This is a genomic window from Providencia sp. PROV024, from assembly GCF_032709665.1.
Classification (GTDB): domain Bacteria; phylum Pseudomonadota; class Gammaproteobacteria; order Enterobacterales; family Enterobacteriaceae; genus Providencia; species Providencia huashanensis.
The window spans coordinates 3671714-3689663 of record NZ_CP120545.1; the positions used below are offsets into that span (position 1 = coordinate 3671714).

Sequence of the window (17950 nt, forward strand, 5' to 3'; positions counted from 1 at the left end):
AAATAATGAAACGAGTTCCTATTGTCGAACGCCCGAATTGGCGTGAAAAAGCCTCTGAGTTTGGTTTCGAATTCCATACTATGTATGGTGAACCTTACTGGTCAGAAGATGCCTACTATCAATTCACAATGGCACAAATTGAAGAAATCGAAGATGCAACGGCAGAGTTGCATCAAATGTGCTTAAAAGTTGTCGAACGCGTAGTAGAAAGTGATGAATTAATGGCTCGCTTTCAAATTCCCAAACATTGTTGGGAGTTTGTTCGTAGCTCTTGGAAAAGTGAACAACCGTCCTTGTACTCAAGGTTAGACCTTGCTTACGATGGGGTTAACCCACCAAAGCTACTTGAAAATAACGCAGATACGCCAACGTCATTATATGAATCTGCATTTTTCCAATGGATTTGGCTTGAAGATCAAATCGAAGCTGGCAAGTTACCAGAAAATGCAGATCAATTTAATAGTATTCAAGAACAGTTGATCGAGCGTTTTACTCAACTTAAAGATCAATACGGTTTCCGTCTACTGCATATGTCTTGCTGTCGTGATACCGAAGAAGACAGAGGTACTGTTCAGTATCTTCAAGACTGTGCTAACGAAGCTGGCGTAGCCACTGAATTCTTATATATTGATGAAATTGGCCTAGGTGAAAAAGGTGAGTTTTCGGATACTCAAGATCAGGTTATTAGTAATCTGTTCAAATTATATCCGTGGGAATTTATGCTAAGAGAAATTTTCTCAACCAAACTACAGGATGCAGGTGTTCGTTGGTTAGAGCCTGCATGGAAAAGCATTATTTCCAACAAAGCCTTACTCCCAATGTTATGGGAAATGTTCCCTGATCACCCTAATTTACTACCGGCTTATTTTGCCGATGGTAAAACACAACCTGAACTCGATAAATACGTTATTAAACCGCTTTTTTCTCGTGAAGGAGCCAATATTCGTATCATCGAAAATGGCAAAGAAATTGCTGCTGCTGATGGCCCATATGGTGAAGAAGGTATGATTATTCAGCAGTTCCACCCTCTTCCACAATTTGAAGGTAGCTATACCTTAGTGGGCAGTTGGCTAGTGAATGACCAACCTGCGGGGATCTGCATCCGTGAAGATAAAGAACTGATCACTCAAGATCTATCGCGTTTTTACCCACATACGATCATCGATTAGTTATCATCAATCACTAAAACGCAAAAAGCTCAAACTTTCTAATATAGTTTGAGCTTTTTTATTATGCGAAGATATAACAACAAGTTAACCAATTTGAATTGACATCATACTCAATGATCCAGAAACAATCCCTTCTATAGGTATACTAATTTTTTCTTTTCCATCCCATGTTCCCAGTATTGGCAAAATAGGTAAATAATGTTCTGGCGAGGGATTAGATAGCTTACCGTCCTCCCGCTCTAAACCATTTGTTAATGGATGAGGCAGCTCACGGCTTTGTAGGTTGTCATAGACAAACTGCTCAAAAGAAATAGCCCATGGATACGGCTCTGCTTGTGCATTCTGCCAATTCATTGCTCGTAAGTTATGGACAATATTACCGCTTCCCATAATTAGCACCCCATGCTCCCTTAAAACAGACAGTTTTCTGCCTAATTCATGGTGCCAAGCCATAGGTTTAGTTGCATCGATACTCAATTGAACCACAGGAATATCTGCTTTTGGATACATACGCACTAAGATTTCCCATGTCCCGTGATCCAGTCCCCACTCTTGGGTATCAAGGTAAACAGGTTCAGGGGATAATAAGTCAGCAACCTGCTGCGCCAATTCAGGTGAACCCAGAGCAGGATATTCAACCTGATAGAGCTCTTCAGGAAAACCGCCAAAATCATGAATCGTTTTAGGTTTTAACATCGAAGTAATTGCTGTCCCTCGTGTATACCAATGCGCTGAAATCACCAATATCGCAGTGGGCCGCGGTAAAGTTTTACCAAGATGTTCCCATTTTTGAGTATAAGGGTTGTCTTCAATCGCATTCATTGGACTGCCATGACCAATAAAAATAGCAGGGAGTTTAGTTTGTACGACAGACGTATTTACCGACATGATGATTTGACTCCACCTCAATTAGTTTCTTATTACAGCATACGCCGTTTAGTAAAAAACACAGTGGGCTAATTATGAGGATGATCATCAAAAAATTTGAAAAGGCCATCAAGGTGTGCAACTCAATGGCCTCAATATGATTCTATATGCTTAACAGACTACTTATTACCTAAATAACCAATATCGCTATTTAGGTGATATTCGAAATTTACCTACTCCTCGAAATATGATGAGGATTAGCTAGCTTTCTTTTTTTGCTCTTGCTGCAAACGGTACTGAACTAAATCTTCAATCGTCACAACGGTTAAACCATGCTGCCTACCAAAGACGACAACATCTGGTGTACGTGCCATAGAACCATCGTCATTAGTTAACTCACACAGAACACCTGCGGGTTTGAAACCAGCCATAGTGGCTAAGTCAATAGATGCTTCTGTATGACCACGGCGAGTTAATACGCCGCCTTCTCGACCGCGTAATGGGAATACATGGCCTGGATGATTTAAGTCTGAAGGTACTGCTTTATCTGCAATTGCTGCGCGGATAGTTGTGATACGGTCTGCGGCAGAAACCCCAGTGGTAACCCCTTTGGCAGCTTCAATTGTTACAGTAAAACCGGTTTGATTTTGGCTTGTGTTATTTTCCACCATCATTGGCAGCTCAAGCTGCTTGCGACGTTCTTCAGTGATACAAAGGCAAACAATCCCACTGCTATAGCGAATGGTAAATGCCATTTGTTCTGTTGTCATAGTTTCTGCGGCAAACACTAAGTCCCCTTCATTCTCACGATCTTCATCGTCAAGAACAAGGACACCTTTACCTTGGCGCAGAGCCTCGATAGCGTTTTCAACACGTTCGATAGGATTACCGAATTCGGAAAGTAGCGTATGATCCATGGTAAAAAACCTCTTAAATAGTTATTAACTAGTTACCAGAATCAAGGCAGTCTTAGGAGTACGAGAAATGATGAATAAACAAATAGCCAAGATGGCTATCAACTCATTCAGGTATGCAGAACAATATTGTGCAACACCGCACAAACATGCAGATACAGTTAATTCTCTCCCATCCGGACTATAACCGTCGGCTCCAGATTCACACTGGATCTGCTGACCTTTACCACAAAATGATAAAGCGCTCGCGGGCTTCATGCGCGTTGCATGTTACCGCCGGTGGGGACTTACACCCCGCCCTGAGATAAACGCAATTAATATAACGCCAATAATTCAAGTGCGCAACGATGAAGATCAAAATTGGCGAATAACTCACACTTTTAGTCAAAAAACATGAATAAAAACTTAGCGTTATAAAGGTTAATTTCACTGCTCTATTTATTTTTCCATTCTCTGTGACTAAAAGAGAAAAGGGCATTATCACTTGGGAGTAGAGATTGTTTGTGTTTAGAGTCGTTTGTGTTTAGAGTCGCAGAAAGTGACCAACGCAGTGATAGCTCTCAGTATGGCGTGGAAAAAGGTTTATTACCGCGACAAGAGGCATTACACTACTAATAATTATTTTTTGATTAATTAAGGACCCGCGAATGCTCGATCCGAAAAAACTGGAACAGGTGGCACGCCAAATCCAAGGTGCATTACCACAAGGCGTACGTGATCTAGGCGAAGACTTTGATAAAAAGCTGCGTTCTCTTTTACAGTCACAGCTCGGTAAACTGGATTTAGTCAGCCGAGAAGAATTTGATATTCAAACTCAAGTTTTATTACGCACCCGTGAAAAATTAGCCAAAATGGAACAGCGCGTCAGCGCATTAGAAGCCCATTTTAGCGAAGACAAAAACGAATAATCATTAAAAAACAAAAAAACCTCACTGGGTTTCAAACACCCAAGTGAGGTTTATCACTCGCAAATAATCAATTAGCTGGTTTTCATAATATTTTTAATGATATTGGTTGTTGAGATACCATCTTCAAAATTAAGCACTTTAACTTCACCTCCCGCAGCCCACACCTCAGCACTGCCCGCAATATCTTCTGGTTGATAATCACCACCCTTGACTAAGATATCCGGCAATACCTCTGCAATTAAGCGTTGTGGTGTATCTTCTTCGAAGGGAACCACCCAATCAACGGCGCCTAATGCTCCAAGTACTGCCATGCGTTGCTCTAATGGGTTTACAGGCCGAGTCTCCCCTTTTAAACGACGAGTAGATGCATCGCTATTTACTGCAACAATCAATCTATCACCTAATTTACGTGCATTTGCTAAATAAGATACATGCCCCGCATGTAAAATATCAAAGCAGCCATTGGTCATAACAACCCGTTCACCACGCTGCCTTGCGTTAGCAACTGCTTGTTTTAATTCGCTTTCGGTCATTACGCCAAAACCAGTATCCGCACGACCACGGATAGCATTTTCCAATTCAATTGGTGAAACGGTTGAAGTCCCTAATTTCCCGACTACAACACCTGCCGCAGCATTAGCGAGTGCGCACGCTTCATGTAACGGACGACCAGAAGCAATTGAAGCAGCTAATACCCCAATCACTGTGTCACCCGCCCCCGTGACATCAAACACTTCTTGCGCTTGGGTTGGTAAATGCAATGGGGCTTCATCACGACGAATTAAGCTCATCCCTTGCTCTGAACGAGTGATTAATAAAGCCGTTAGATCCAGAGATTGAAGCAACTTCATACCTTTTTCTTCAACATCTTGATTGTTCTTACAAGGCCCTACGATGGCCTCAAATTCTGACATATTTGGTGTCAGTAACGTGGCACCTCGATAACGCTCAAAGTTATTTCCTTTTGGGTCAATCAAGACAGGCACGCCTGCTTTATTTGCTAAAGCAATCATCTTTTCGACATGGGTTAAAGCCCCTTTTGCGTAGTCTGATAACACAAGCGCCCCAATATGCGGTAGCGCCTGTTCAATACGCTCTAACATCGGCTGAGCATCAACATTGTCAAAACCTTCTTCGAAATCAAGGCGGATCAATTGCTGATTACGCGATAATACACGCAATTTGGTGATCGTCGGATGCGTTGGGATCGCAACAAAATCACAACGTACTTGCACTGCATTTAAATTTTCAGTGAGTGCTTTCGCAGCATCATCAATACCCGTCAAACCAACAAGACGGGAATTTGCGCCTAATGACGCAATATTCATAGCAACGTTAGCTGCACCACCAGGGCGCTCTTCTACCATGGTCACTTTAACTACAGGAACAGGGGCTTCAGGTGAAATTCGGTTTGCAGGACCATGCCAATAACGGTCTAACATCACATCACCCACTACTAGCACACCGGCTTGTTTATAATCCGGAAGAGTTACTTTCATCCTGCACTCCAGTTTTCAAAAAGTCTGATAATAATTTGCAACAATACTAGCATATTGCGCTGTTTAGCTAAATAAAATGCCGTAAACTGCTGTCAGTGTTTACTCACCTAACCATTTTTGCCAACTGACTAAAACTTGCTGGCGTTCTTCAGCAAACTGGCTGATGTTGACTCGGCTTGGCAATGACTGCAAGGCTAAATGGTGTAATTCATTACGCATTGTGACATAGGCATAAGTTAACGCCGCCGCTTCATCTTCTGACATAATGTTATATTGGGTCATTAGTTCGAAAATACGGACGTTATCCGACCAACGCGTCAATGCTGCATTTTGTGAAGCAAACCGTAAGACTAAATACTGAGCAATAAACTCAATATCGGTGATCCCTCCAGGGTCCGCTTTTAAATCAAATTCATCGTCTTGGTGGCTACCTAAGTGTTGGTGCATTTTTAATCGCATATCACGTACTTGCTGTTGCAAGACTTGTGGTTCCCTAGGCATACAAAGAGTTTCATGGCGAGTTAACGCGAATTGTTGCTGTAAATTAGCATCACCAAATACCATTCTAGCGCGTATTAATGCTTGATGTTCCCACGTCCAAGCATCATTTTTTTGGTAATCATCAAAAGATTGGATTGTGCTTACCAACATCCCCGACTCACCAGACGGCCTTAAGCGCGCATCAACTTCATATAAAACACCTGAAGCGGTTCTAGTACTAAATAGGTGAATAATGCATTGGGCAACACGTAAATAAAACTGCCGTGCATCAATGGAACGATCACCATTTGTGACCACATTTAATGGGCAGTCAAATAAGAAAACTAAGTCTAAGTCAGAGCTATAGCCTAATTCCCATCCCCCTAACTTCCCATAACCTAACACAGCAAAACCATATTGTTTTTTATCTTGCTGCGCTAAATGCGCAGGTTCGCCATAGCGCCTTACCATCTTTTGCCAAGCTTGATGAACAACCGCATCAATAATCGCTTCAGCTAAGTAAGTTAAGTGATCACTCACTTTCATGACTGGCAATACACCTGAAATATCTTCGGCTGCGATACGTAATAACTGTGCTTGCTTAAATTGACGTAGCGCTTCGAGTTGCTGTTCCTCATCTTCTTCAGGAATTCGCATTAAATATTGGCGCAATTCATCACGATAAGCGGTTAATGGTAGGGGTTGATATAAAGATTGTGGGTCAAGTAGTTCATCCAGTAATAATGGGTGACGAGCAAGTTGTTCTGCTATCATCGGCGATGCTGCGCATAAGCGAATGACATGCGTCAAAACTTCATCAAATTCAAGTATTAGTTCAAGGTAAGTAGTACGGCTGACAATACTTAATAGTAATGGTGTCATCCGTTCGATCACCTGACCTGCATCGTCACGCTCACCAACTTTAGCTAATAATTTAGGCATTAAATCATCAAGCACATCACGCCCTCGAGGGCCAATGGTGCGCTTGTTAAGATCATGACGAAACATTAAAATGCCATGGATTATTTTTTGCGCGACATCTTCATTTTTAGATGGCAAATATGTCGCTAACTCTTCTTTCGATAACTCGCTTTGCCAAAGTGTAATATAAATCTCATTGAAGGTATCTGAACCTTCATCTTCATCGTCCTGACCGATTTGCTCGGCAAATATGAGATGGACGGCGGCCATTTTTTGGCTCAACACATGATAAAATGTTTGCCAATCGCTGTAACCCATTCCCCATGATAAACGCGCTTGGTTTAAATCATCATCAGGAAGTGTTTGAGTTTGTTGGTCATCAATACTTTGCAGTAAATTTTCGACTCTACGCAAAAAAAGGTAGCTATCTTGCAGAGTATCGACTTGATCGTCGGTTAATAGTGCTAATTCGCGTATACCTTGCAAAGTCGTAAATAAGGATTGCGACTGCAAAACAGGCTCTCGCCCTCCGCGAATAAGCTGAAAAACTTGTGAGATAAATTCAACTTCACGTATCCCCCCTGCACCTAATTTGATGTTATTCACCAACCCGCGACGCCGAACTTCCCGTTCAATCATATTTTTCATATTACGCAGCGATTGGATCACACTAAAATCAATATAGCGGCGATAGACAAAAGGACGCAAAAGCTTACGTAAACTTTGAGCATAATGAAGGCTGTCAGCCCCCATAATCCGTGCTTTGACCATCGCATAGCGTTCCCAATCTCGCCCTTGTTCTTGATAATAATCTTCAAGGGCTGAGAAACTGAAAACTAACGGGCCACTCTCACCAAATGGCCGCAAACGCATATCAACCCGATACACAAAACCCTGTGCGGTGACTTGGTCAAGTACCCGAATTAATTTTTGCCCTAAACGCGTAAAAAACTGTGCATTGTCTAGCTCTTTTCGGCCACCTTGGGTTACACCGTTTTCAGGATACGCAAAAATCAGGTCAATATCAGATGAAAAATTAAGTTCCCCGCCACCTAATTTACCCATGCCTAGCACTAATAATGGCTGCGGCTTTCCTTCAAGGTTACAAGGCGTTCCCCAAGATTGGCTATATTCCCGATACAGCCAATCCCTAGCAGCAACAACCAGTGTTTCTGCTAATACACTTAATTGATAAATTGTCTCTTTTTGGGTGCTTATCTCTAATATTTGCATCCATGCGCAACGCACTAACATATGATGACGAAATGTGCGTAACACCTGCATCAAATGCTCTTCCTCCGTGACGGGCAACATTTCTTGCGCTAACCATGTTGCGTAACTTTTCCATTCATCGGCTTTCGGAGGTTGAGAACGAATTTCAAGTAAAAAGCGCGAATGCGCTAAAACCTGCTGAAATACAAAATCACTGAACGTAAGCACTTGGGTTTCTTGCTCATTTAAGGGCAGTAACTCATGAGCTTGTTCGGCTATTTGACTTAAAACACGTTCACTTTGGGCTCGCAGCAAATTAGGAAAAGAGAGCATTTTATCAATACCTTATTGAGCTTCTTGATAAGTTAAAGCACTTAGCCATTGAATAAAGGCTAATTTGCACTTTAACCATTGGCTACTATAGCAAAAATCCTCAGCACTGATGGCTTCATTCGCAATATCTAAACGCAACTGTTCTAACGGCGTATCGTGCACAAAGTGAGGCGCAGAATTTTGATAATGAACTAAAAAGGCTTGCACAAAACGCAAAAACTCAGAAAAACCCTGCCGAGCATCACTTTCACCAGCTAACCAATATGCTTCGTGTTGCTGGCAAAGTAACTGCATATGAGTCAATGATTTTTCAATAGGTTGTTCTTCGTAATCAAATATGGCATCCGGCCGTGTTAATGGTGTAGTAGTCGGGTTAATCAATGAGTAACCTCGGGCTGCTTTGCTGATAGATGAGAGGTGAAGGCCATCAATATCGGCAATTTTTTTGGCTAGATTGAGTACGTCTGCGATAAAGCCTTTTTTAAGTTCCAATTCAAACTCTTGAATGGGTAGATCTTTTGCTCCGGCAGAAATCTCACCTTGGTCTAAAACAACCTCAATTTCACTATCTTCAAACGTGACAAGCCACTTTTCACGGGTAAAATTAGTACTAAAAAGTATACTAAGTTCAGATTGTAGCTGAGCGACATCCGTGCCTTCCGGCCAAATTTCCGTTGGAAATGCCGCTAAGTTAAGCTCTGGCGAATCAATATCAACATTAAATTCAGGGCGTTGATGTAGCCCACCAATTGCCTGCCCCGCTGTTTTAATCGTCATTTCGTAGCGACCATCACAACCGCGGATGCGTAACCCCATATCCCATTGACGCAATTGTCTTTTTTCTGTATCAAAATAGATATTGGTTAACTTAGTTGGCTCACTGTATTGGTGGGAAAGTGTAGAAATACACTGGCGAACAGCCTCGATTGCACACCCTTTTGCGGCTAATTTGAGTTCAACCTCTACGTGGCTCATACATATCCTTAATTGATTATTTCACTGCCATCATATTACCCCAATCAAGCCAAGCAGAGAAAAGAAACTATCTATAAATCAAAAATTCTACCTATTACATTTCTTTCAGAGAGTTATATTGTAAATGAGATAAAAAGAAGTGTAATTTAGACAGTTAGGATAGTTCTCATTATCCTTTAGAGCATGAATACATCGATGTTTAGAGTTTGCACCTACACACTTTACTTATTAGTATTCAATGAATATAAAATTCACTCACCACAAAAGACTGTAAATACCATGCGAAAAATTCCATTATTATTAATTTCACTCATGGGGCTAGGCCTTTCCTTAAATGCACACTCAGCAGAAAAACGTTATGTATCAGATGACCTATCAACTTACGTTCATAGTGGCCCTGGTACAAATTACCGCATTGTTGGCACACTTAATGCGGGAGAAACGGTTGAGCTGATCTCCACAGATAATAAATTTGCGCAAATCAAAGATCAAAAAGGCAGAACTGTTTGGCTACCTGTAGACCAATTAAGTAATACCCCAAGCATGAAAACGCGTATTCCTGAATTAGAGGCTGAAAATCAAAAACTACGTCAACAATTAGATAGCATTGACAATACATGGAATACCCGTACCGCAGAAATGCAACAAAAAGTGGCAGATAACGACAATATTGTTAACCAGCTAAAAGCTGAAAATGAAAAACTAAAAAATGAATTAATTAAATCAGGTAAAAAACTGGAAATAGCAGAGGTCAACTTGGATGATCGCCGCCGTGAGTTGATTTTACAATGGTTTATGTATGGTGGAGGCGTTGCTGGAGCGGGGTTAGTTTTTGGTTTGATTTTACCTCACATCATCCCTCGTCGTAAAAAACGTAATAATGGTTGGATGTAACAAAGGTCATTAATATGCAAGTTTATCTCGTTGGTGGCGCCGTGCGGGACCAACTCCTTGGTCTTCCTATTTCTGATAGGGATTTTGTGGTAGTTGGTACAACCCCAGAAGCTATGCTTGAGCAAGGTTTTCAACAAGTAGGGAAAGATTTCCCCGTTTTTTTGCATCCGAAAACTCATGAGGAATATGCGCTAGCCAGAACTGAGCGTAAAACCGGCGCTGGCTATACTGGCTTTAGTTGTTATAGCGCCCCGGATGTCACCATTGAAGATGACTTATTACGACGAGACCTAACCATTAATGCAATGGCACAAAGTGATTCTGGCGAAATTATTGACCCGTTTAACGGCATCAAAGACTTAGAAAACCGGTTATTACGTCATGTATCTAGTGCATTTTCAGAAGATCCGTTACGGGTATTGCGTGTAGCCCGTTTTGCTGCACGCTATTTCGAATATGGTTTCTCTATCGCACCTGAAACTTTAGCACTAATGCAATCTATGGCGGCAACGGGGGAATTAAGCCACCTAACCGCTGAACGTGTTTGGGCAGAAACAGAAAAAGCACTGAAATCAAGCTCACCCCAAGTTTATTTCGACGTATTGCGTCAATGCGGTGCACTTCGCGTCCTTTTTCCAGAAATTGATGGCTTATTTGGTGTTCCCGCCCCCGAAAAATGGCATCCAGAAATTGATACAGGGGTTCATACCTTGATGGTCATGAAGGTTATCGCAACCTTATCTGATGATATCGATATTCGCTTTGCTGCGCTCTGCCATGATGTAGGTAAAGCATTAACGCCCCCTTCCGTTTGGCCCAGTCATCCTAATCATGGGGAAAATGGAGTCGTACTCATTGAAAAACTTTGTGATAGATTGAGGGTGCCTAGTAGCGCCCGTGATCTGGCTCGCCTTGCAGCTCGCTACCATGATAAAATTCATATTATCAATAAGCTACCTGCAAATGATTTAATTGCGGTTATGGACGGATTAGATAGTTGGCGCAAACCTGAACGAATTACGCAATTAAGTTTAATCAGTGAAGCCGATGCAAGAGGCAGATTAGGCCTTGAGCAACAAGCCTATCCACAAGGGGAATTTCTCAGACAAGCATTTGCCATTGCGCGTGCTGTTGAGGTCAAACCGATTATTGAACAAGGGTTTACAGGGCCGGAAATTCGCCAAGAACTAACACGGCAGCGTATTCAAGCTGTGCAAGATTGGCAGAAACAACAGCAAATAATGGTAATAGCTTAGTAAGCCATGGTCATACTGGCGGTATAACACCGCCAGTCGCCGTTTAAGCGGTTTTAATTCCCCTTTCGATTACTACCCCCACTTGGCGTGCGCGAGCGACTGCGCCCGGCTTAGCCACCCTGATTCGTACCCATGGGCTTTTAAACTGAGTCAATAAGAGCTGAGCGACTTCTTCAGCCACTCGCTCGACTAAACCAAATTTATTTTCCTCTACATAGCTGATAATGGCTTGGCTGACTTGTGCATAATCCAAGCAGTACTCAACATTATCGCTCATAGACGCGCGTTGGTTGTCCCATCCCATTTCGATATCGAGCACTAATTTTTGTTCAATATCTTGTTCCCAGTCATATACACCTATCGTGGTGATGACTGATAATTGTTCAATAAATACGATATCCATCACGTCATTTTCTCATTTATGTACTGAATTGATACCACTTCGGCAAAAATATGCGTATTATCCAAGGCTGAAGTGAATATATGGCCTTAACCGTTTTTGGAGTTAGCTATGAGTGCAACCGCGCTTGGCATGATAATCTTCGCCTATCTATGTGGATCAGTTTCGAGTGCGATACTGATCTGCCGTTTGGCGAGACTACCCGACCCCCGTCAACACGGCTCTGGTAACCCCGGTGCAACTAACGTATTACGTGTCGGTGGCAAAGCTGCCGCTGCTGCTGTTCTTATTTGCGATGTATTAAAAGGTATGGTCCCAGTTTGGCTTGCTTATTATTTAAATGTGCAACCATTCTATCTTGGGTTTGTCGCAATTGCAGCTTGCCTTGGGCATATTTATCCTGTTTTCTTCCATTTTAAAGGCGGGAAAGGCGTTGCTACCGCTTTTGGCTCAATCGCTGCTATTGGTTGGGACTTATCTGGGTTAGTCGCTGGTACATGGTTACTCACTGTACTGCTAAGCGGCTATTCCTCATTAGGGGCAATTGTGAGTGCGCTACTGGCACCATTTTACGTATGGTGGTTTAAGCCTGAATTTACTTTCCCTGTCGCAATGTTATCTTGCTTAGTCCTTGTGCGCCATCATGGCAACATACAACGTCTTTGGCGCGGTCAAGAAAGCCGGATTTGGCAAAAACTAAAAAATAAAAAGCAAAAAACCAATAAAGAAATTGCCCAAGAAGCCAAAGAACAAGAACTCGACGATTAATCCCCCCTCTTTTCTATCATGATAAAAACGAGCTGAAAATTCAGCTCTTTTTTTATCGTTTCATTTTCATCACAGACTGCCTAAAACACCGAATAATAACAGCAGGGTTATATCTCACCTTAAAACTGTACTGGCAGCAATTTGTGCTGCGTTACATTTTTGCCATAACTAGCGCACACTTTTAATAAAAAGTTAATTTATTGCAAATTTATTACTAAGGAATATTTAAAAAGTGTCGACTATATAAAAGCAAAATTAAACAATAATAATGGTATTTATATGAGCAGAACCCCTTATATCACTCAAAATGAACATATGTTAGACGAAAACATCACGTTAATGACTACTAGCGATTTACAAGGCAACATTGTTAGTGCTAATGATTTTTTTGTGCAAGTCAGTGGCTATGAATTAGATGAATTATTAACACGTCCTCACAATATTATTCGTCATCCCGATATGCCTAAAGAAGCTTTTGCTGATATGTGGGCCACATTAAAAAAAGGAGAACCTTGGACCGGCATTGTCAAAAACCGACGTAAAAATGGCGATCACTACTGGGTTAGAGCCAATATCGTCCCGATTAAACGTCAAGGCAAAATTACAGGTTATATGTCGATCCGAACACGCGCGACTCGTCAAGAAATTGCGACTGTTGAACCGCTCTATGCCGCAATGAATCGAAATAAATGTCAGCGTAAAATAGTTAAGGGGCTTGTGCTTTCCAAAAAAATGCCGTTTCACTTCTCCACTTTTTCTACACGTTGGCGCATTCGATTAACCATGAGTTTACTATTGATATTTTGGCTAGTCATGGCGAGCTTAGCTGGGTTACAAGCGCTGCCATTTACCATCGCCAGTGCTTGTACACTTATTACGCTAATTATTGGCAATATTGCCTTTGAAAGAATGCTCGCTAAACCACTGGAAAACATTGCGACACAGGCTTTAAGTATTGCTCGAGGCGAACGCCATAGCATTCACCATATGCAACGTACCGATGAAATAGGACTGGTTTTACGCTCAATCGGCCAATTGGGGCTAATATGTCGCTGGTTAATCAAAGATGTCTCTGCACAAGTGGATAGTGTACGAAAAGGCAGTGAATCTTTAGTTTCCGATTGCCATGAGCTAGATACCCATACCCAGCAAACAGTCGGTTATATGCAACAAACTGTTGCTACTATGAACCAAATGGCAGTTTCCGTAAAAATGAATGCAGACAACACGGTTCAAGTTGATCAGCTTTCTAATGCAACCAGCGAAACCGCAGTTAGCGGTGGCGCGATGATGGAAGCTGTTGTTGATACCATGGATGAAATTGTCCGCAGTACAAGTAAAATTAATTCAATCACCGATGTCATCAAAGATATCGCTTTTCAAACCAACATATTAGCACTAAATGCCGCTGTAGAAGCCGCTCGCGCAGGTGAGCAAGGCAAAGGCTTTGCTGTGGTTGCTAATGAAGTACGTAGCCTAGCAAGCCGCAGTGCTAGCGCAGTGAATGATATTCGTGAACTCATTAACGATTGCGAAAAGAAAGTTAACTCAGGGAAAGAACAAGTGCACACCGCTGGTGACACGATGAAAGATATCGTCGACCAGATACAAAATGTCACTCAATTAATTACGCATATTAGCCAAGCCACTTCTGAACAAGCCGCTGGCATTGCTGACATTACACAAGCCGTTAGTGAACTAGAAACCATTACGCAGCAAAGCACATTGTTAGTTGAACAAAGCACAGAAACGTCGAACATGGTCAAAGGGCGTTCAATTCGATTAGAAGAAGCGGTTACTGTCTTACATTGATATTTGAGGGATAACAAATGGGCTGCACAGCAGCCCTAATATTATTTTTCTAGCGGAGGTAGTTCAGCAAGTGGCCAACGTGGGCGCACTGTAATACCTAACCCTGTGCTTGCCCCCCCTTTCAAGCGGATAAGACCGGCTAGTGCAATCATCGCGCCGTTATCGGTGCAAAACTCAGGACGTGCATAAAACACTTCGCCCCCACGCTGCTTCAAGACCTCGTCCATTTTTGCTCTTAACGCTCGGTTGGCACTCACCCCACCGGCCATCACTAAACGTTTGAACCCCGTTTGCTCCAGCGCGCGTTTGCATTTGATTGCGAGAGTGTCGACTACCGCATCTTCAAAAGCCCTAGCAATATCAGCTCGGGTTTGGTCGTCATCCGAATTTTCACGGATCGTATTTGCTGCAAAGGTCTTTAAACCTGAAAAGCTGAAATCAAGCCCAGGCCTATCCGTCATTGGTCTTGGAAACACAAAACGCCCTGCGGTGCCTTGTTGTGCCATACGAGATAAAACGGGGCCACCAGGATAGTCTAAACCTAGTAATTTAGCTGTTTTATCAAACGCTTCACCTGCTGCATCATCAATAGATTCACCAAGAAGCGCATATTCACCGACCCCTGTCACGCTTATTAATTGGGTATGCCCACCAGAAACAAGGAGTGCTACAAAGGGAAATTCTGGGCTTTTTTCTTCTAGCATTGGCGCTAGCAAATGGCCTTCCATATGATGAACGGCTACCGCAGGCACATTCCATGCAAAAGCCAATGACCGGCCAACCGTTGCCCCCACCATTAAAGCACCAACCAGCCCTGGTCCAGCAGTATAAGCTACCGCATCGATATCTTCACGAGTCAGGTTAGCTTCTTTCAGCGCGGCCTGAATCAGAGGGACTGTTTTACGGATATGATCGCGGGAAGCCAATTCCGGTACTACGCCACCATAATCGGCATGCACTTTAATTTGGCTGTATAATTGATTAGCCATTAGGCCAAGCTCATCATCATAGATTGCGATACCAGTTTCATCGCAAGAGGTTTCGATACCTAAAACACGCATTGCACTACCCTTGTTTATTGCATGACCGCAAGTCTATCACTATTTTCGCTCAATCGCGTAATTAATGTTGTCAAAAGGCTGACTTTCATTGCTGTATAGTCTATAATCAGCCCCCTGTAATAAAAATTTCGTGTGGCTAATTCTCATTATTATCTGGTTTTGTTTACTTTTTCATCGAACAAGCAACAAATCAGGTGATCTTGTGTGATTCAATTTTATACGGCACTTTACAAACCCGTACTCATTGAAGTAAAATTCCGCACCATTTTAAATGAAGGCTGGTGAATCAATACCAGCAACAAACCGATTTCTATTGAGGTGAGAGGCACATGCCGGTAATTAAAGTACGTGAAAACGAGCCATTCGACGTTGCACTACGTCGTTTCAAACGTTCCTGTGAAAAAGCAGGGGTTTTAGCTGAAGTTCGTCGTCGTGAATTCTATGAAAAACCAACGACTGAACGTAAACGCGCTAAAGCATCTGCTGTAAAGCGTCACGCTAAGAAACTGGCTCGCGAAAACGCACGCCGTACTCGTCTGTACTAGTTGATTGCGGTGAAAACCGCATTCATAAGTAGACGATAGCTAATACAAAACTTTAGTTTCTCTCGTAGTCACTCAGTTTTCGTAGTAGTAAATAGCTAAGCAGTTAAAGGCCGTGCTTTCCTCAAGGAAGCGCGGCTTATTATCGTTCATCAACAGGCGAAAAAGAGGCTTATGGCTGGACGAATTCCGCGTTCATTTATCAATGACTTGTTAGCAAGAACAGACATCATTGATTTAGTCGATGCAAAAGTCCCGTTAAAAAAACAGGGTAAAAATCATCACGCTTGTTGTCCGTTCCATAATGAGAAAACCCCTTCTTTTACTGTTAACAGTGAAAGGCAGTTTTATTATTGTTTTGGTTGTGGAGCCCACGGCAACGCTATCGATTTTTTAATGAATTATGACAAACTTGATTTTGTCGAAGCAATTGAAGAACTATCAGCACTGCATGGTCTTGATGTACCTTATGAAAAAGGGACTGGAGCAAGCCAAATAGAACTACATCAACGGCAAAACCTGTATCAGTTGATGGAGAAAATTAATCAATTTTACTGCGCTGCCTTAAATCATCCCTCGGCTAGTAAAGCCATAGATTATTTAAGCCAACGTGGTTTAAGTGCCGAAATTATTGAGCATTTTTCAATTGGTTTCGCCCCTGCGGGGTGGGATAATTTACTCAAGAAATTCGCAGTAAACCCAGAAAGTCGCAAACAGCTTGATGATGCAGGCATGTTAGTGACCAATGATAACGGCCGAATCTATGACCGCTTTAGAGAGCGGGTCATGTTCCCAATTAGGGATAGGCGCGGTCGAGTGATTGCATTTGGTGGGCGGGTTTTAGGGGATGCATTACCTAAATACTTAAACTCCCCCGAAACAGATATTTTCCATAAAGGCCGTCAGTTATTTGGCCTATATGAAGCGACACAAAATAATAATGAATTAGCTAAGTTGTTGGTTGTTGAAGGTTATATGGATGTTGTTGCCCTTGCCCAGTATGATATCCGCTACGCGGTTGCCTCATTGGGAACATCGACAACATCAGAACATATTCAGCTACTTTATCGTTCTACAGATACTGTTATCTGCTGTTATGATGGAGACCGAGCTGGCCGAGAAGCTGCATGGCGGGCGCTGGAAACAGCTCTTCCTTATCTAACTGACGGCCGCCAACTTCGTTTTATGTTTTTACCCGATGGTGAAGACCCCGATTCATTAGTACGCAAAGAAGGTAAAGAGTCTTTTGAGCAACGCATGAAAGATGCTCAAACACTTTCTGCATTTTTATTTGATTCACTTGTGCCACAAGTTGACCTGAAAACTCAAGAAGGGAAAGCAAAATTTAGTAAACTTGCTATCCCATTGATTAAACAGATACCGGGCGAAACTCTGCGCCTTTATATGGCTCAAGAGCTAGGAAATTTTATTGGTATACCGGATATTTCTCAGGTTCTTGCTATGATTGATAGAGAGAGCAAAGAACCAGTTAACTATCAGGCACCAAAATTAAAACCAACCACAATGCGAATATTAATCGCGCTGTTGGTACAAAATCCGAACTTTTCGGAACTCGTTCCCTCATTGGAGGGAATTGCCCATATTCAAATGCCGGGGCTTTCTCTATTTCAGGAATTGGTTGATGTATGCCGTTCCACCCCCGGGATGACTACTGGGCAGTTGCTAGAGCGTTATCGTGATAATAAATTTTCGAAACAGCTTGAAAAACTAGCAACATGGAACGATATAGAAATAGAGGAGATAGCGGAAAATACCTTTATAGATGCCTTAAATCATCTATTTAATAGCGCACTTGACGAACGTTTCGACTATTTAATAGCAAAAGAACGAACTGAAGGGCTGACCCCAGAAGAGCGCGAAGAAGTCCGCTTAATCACTCTCTCAAGAGTGAAAACATAATATAACCAAGACAGAATTA

General features: G+C 42.3%; 15 protein-coding genes and 1 riboswitch. Of the genes, 8 read left to right on the forward strand and 7 right to left on the reverse strand.

The genetic code is table 11. The annotated features are described in order from the left end of the window. The first annotated feature begins 5 nt into the window (after nt 1–5). A complete protein-coding gene (locus P3L56_RS16895) occupies nt 6–1169 on the forward strand; it encodes a glutathionylspermidine synthase family protein (RefSeq protein WP_042846031.1) in 1164 nt (387 codons plus the stop codon). Between the two features lie 84 nt (nt 1170–1253). On the opposite strand, the gene ygiD is transcribed toward P3L56_RS16895, so the two are convergent. Together ygiD and ribB are read right to left on the reverse strand one after the other, a co-directional pair. Next, nucleotides 1254–2057: a 4,5-DOPA dioxygenase extradiol gene (ygiD, locus tag P3L56_RS16900; RefSeq protein ID WP_129466398.1), complete on the reverse strand. Its 804-nt coding sequence runs from the start codon at nt 2055–2057 to the stop codon at nt 1254–1256. 236 nt (nt 2058–2293) lie between these two features. Next, the gene (gene ribB, locus P3L56_RS16905) at nt 2294–2953 is read right to left on the reverse strand and encodes a 3,4-dihydroxy-2-butanone-4-phosphate synthase (protein ID WP_042846043.1); all 660 of its coding nucleotides are present in this window, start codon (nt 2951–2953) and stop codon (nt 2294–2296) included. Between the two features lie 157 nt (nt 2954–3110). After that, nucleotides 3111–3260: riboswitch (FMN riboswitch) on the reverse strand. A gap of 337 nt (nt 3261–3597) precedes the next feature. Here ribB and ubiK point away from each other — a divergent pair. Then, entirely contained in the window at nt 3598–3858 is a 261-nt protein-coding gene (gene ubiK / locus P3L56_RS16910; RefSeq protein WP_042846045.1) for a ubiquinone biosynthesis accessory factor UbiK, read from the forward strand. Nucleotides 3859–3929: 71 nt separating this feature from the next. Here the strand turns inward: ubiK and hldE are convergent, their stop codons facing one another. The 3 genes from hldE to P3L56_RS16925 form a co-directional block, all read right to left on the reverse strand. After that, on the reverse strand, nt 3930–5357 hold the full coding sequence (gene hldE / locus P3L56_RS16915) for a bifunctional D-glycero-beta-D-manno-heptose-7-phosphate kinase/D-glycero-beta-D-manno-heptose 1-phosphate adenylyltransferase HldE (protein ID WP_042846046.1): 1428 nt from the start codon (nt 5355–5357) through the stop codon (nt 3930–3932). Nucleotides 5358–5456: 99 nt separating this feature from the next. After that, nucleotides 5457–8303: a bifunctional [glutamate--ammonia ligase]-adenylyl-L-tyrosine phosphorylase/[glutamate--ammonia-ligase] adenylyltransferase gene (gene glnE, locus P3L56_RS16920; RefSeq protein ID WP_198860901.1), complete on the reverse strand. Its 2847-nt coding sequence runs from the start codon at nt 8301–8303 to the stop codon at nt 5457–5459. A 12-nt stretch (nt 8304–8315) separates the two neighbouring features. Then, nucleotides 8316–9278, reverse strand: a complete 963-nt coding sequence (locus P3L56_RS16925; protein ID WP_166686932.1) for an inorganic triphosphatase — start codon at nt 9276–9278, stop codon at nt 8316–8318. A gap of 279 nt (nt 9279–9557) precedes the next feature. Between P3L56_RS16925 and P3L56_RS16930 the strand changes: the two genes are divergently transcribed. Continuing rightward, nucleotides 9558–10172: a TIGR04211 family SH3 domain-containing protein gene (locus P3L56_RS16930; RefSeq protein ID WP_198860902.1), complete on the forward strand. Its 615-nt coding sequence runs from the start codon at nt 9558–9560 to the stop codon at nt 10170–10172. Between the two features lie 14 nt (nt 10173–10186). Next, complete coding sequence (locus P3L56_RS16935; RefSeq protein WP_042846050.1) at nt 10187–11428, forward strand: multifunctional CCA addition/repair protein; 1242 nt, start codon at nt 10187–10189, stop codon at nt 11426–11428. A gap of 43 nt (nt 11429–11471) precedes the next feature. Here the strand turns inward: P3L56_RS16935 and folB are convergent, their stop codons facing one another. Further along, nucleotides 11472–11831 (reverse strand): bifunctional dihydroneopterin aldolase/7,8-dihydroneopterin epimerase, encoded by a 360-nt coding sequence (gene folB / locus P3L56_RS16940; protein WP_042846051.1) that lies wholly within the window; start codon nt 11829–11831, stop codon nt 11472–11474. A 108-nt stretch (nt 11832–11939) separates the two neighbouring features. On the opposite strand from folB, the gene plsY reads away from it, so the two are divergent. Both plsY and P3L56_RS16950 read left to right on the forward strand, forming a co-directional pair. Further along, on the forward strand, nt 11940–12596 hold the full coding sequence (plsY, locus tag P3L56_RS16945) for a glycerol-3-phosphate 1-O-acyltransferase PlsY (protein ID WP_042846052.1): 657 nt from the start codon (nt 11940–11942) through the stop codon (nt 12594–12596). 279 nt (nt 12597–12875) lie between these two features. Continuing rightward, a complete protein-coding gene (locus P3L56_RS16950) occupies nt 12876–14408 on the forward strand; it encodes a methyl-accepting chemotaxis protein (RefSeq protein ID WP_042846054.1) in 1533 nt (510 codons plus the stop codon). Nucleotides 14409–14449: 41 nt separating this feature from the next. Here P3L56_RS16950 and tsaD read toward each other — a convergent pair whose 3' ends face one another. Beyond that, nucleotides 14450–15469, reverse strand: coding sequence for a tRNA (adenosine(37)-N6)-threonylcarbamoyltransferase complex transferase subunit TsaD (tsaD, locus tag P3L56_RS16955; RefSeq protein ID WP_131680202.1), 1020 nt, complete (start codon nt 15467–15469; stop codon nt 14450–14452). Between the two features lie 329 nt (nt 15470–15798). Between tsaD and rpsU the strand changes: the two genes are divergently transcribed. Beyond that, nucleotides 15799–16014: a 30S ribosomal protein S21 gene (rpsU, locus tag P3L56_RS16960; RefSeq protein WP_001144069.1), complete on the forward strand. Its 216-nt coding sequence runs from the start codon at nt 15799–15801 to the stop codon at nt 16012–16014. A 171-nt stretch (nt 16015–16185) separates the two neighbouring features. Next, nucleotides 16186–17931 carry a DNA primase gene (gene dnaG, locus P3L56_RS16965; RefSeq protein WP_042846057.1) on the forward strand — a complete coding sequence of 582 codons (1746 nt, stop codon included), beginning with the start codon at nt 16186–16188 and terminating at the stop codon, nt 17929–17931. Nucleotides 17932–17950: the final 19 nt, after the last annotated feature.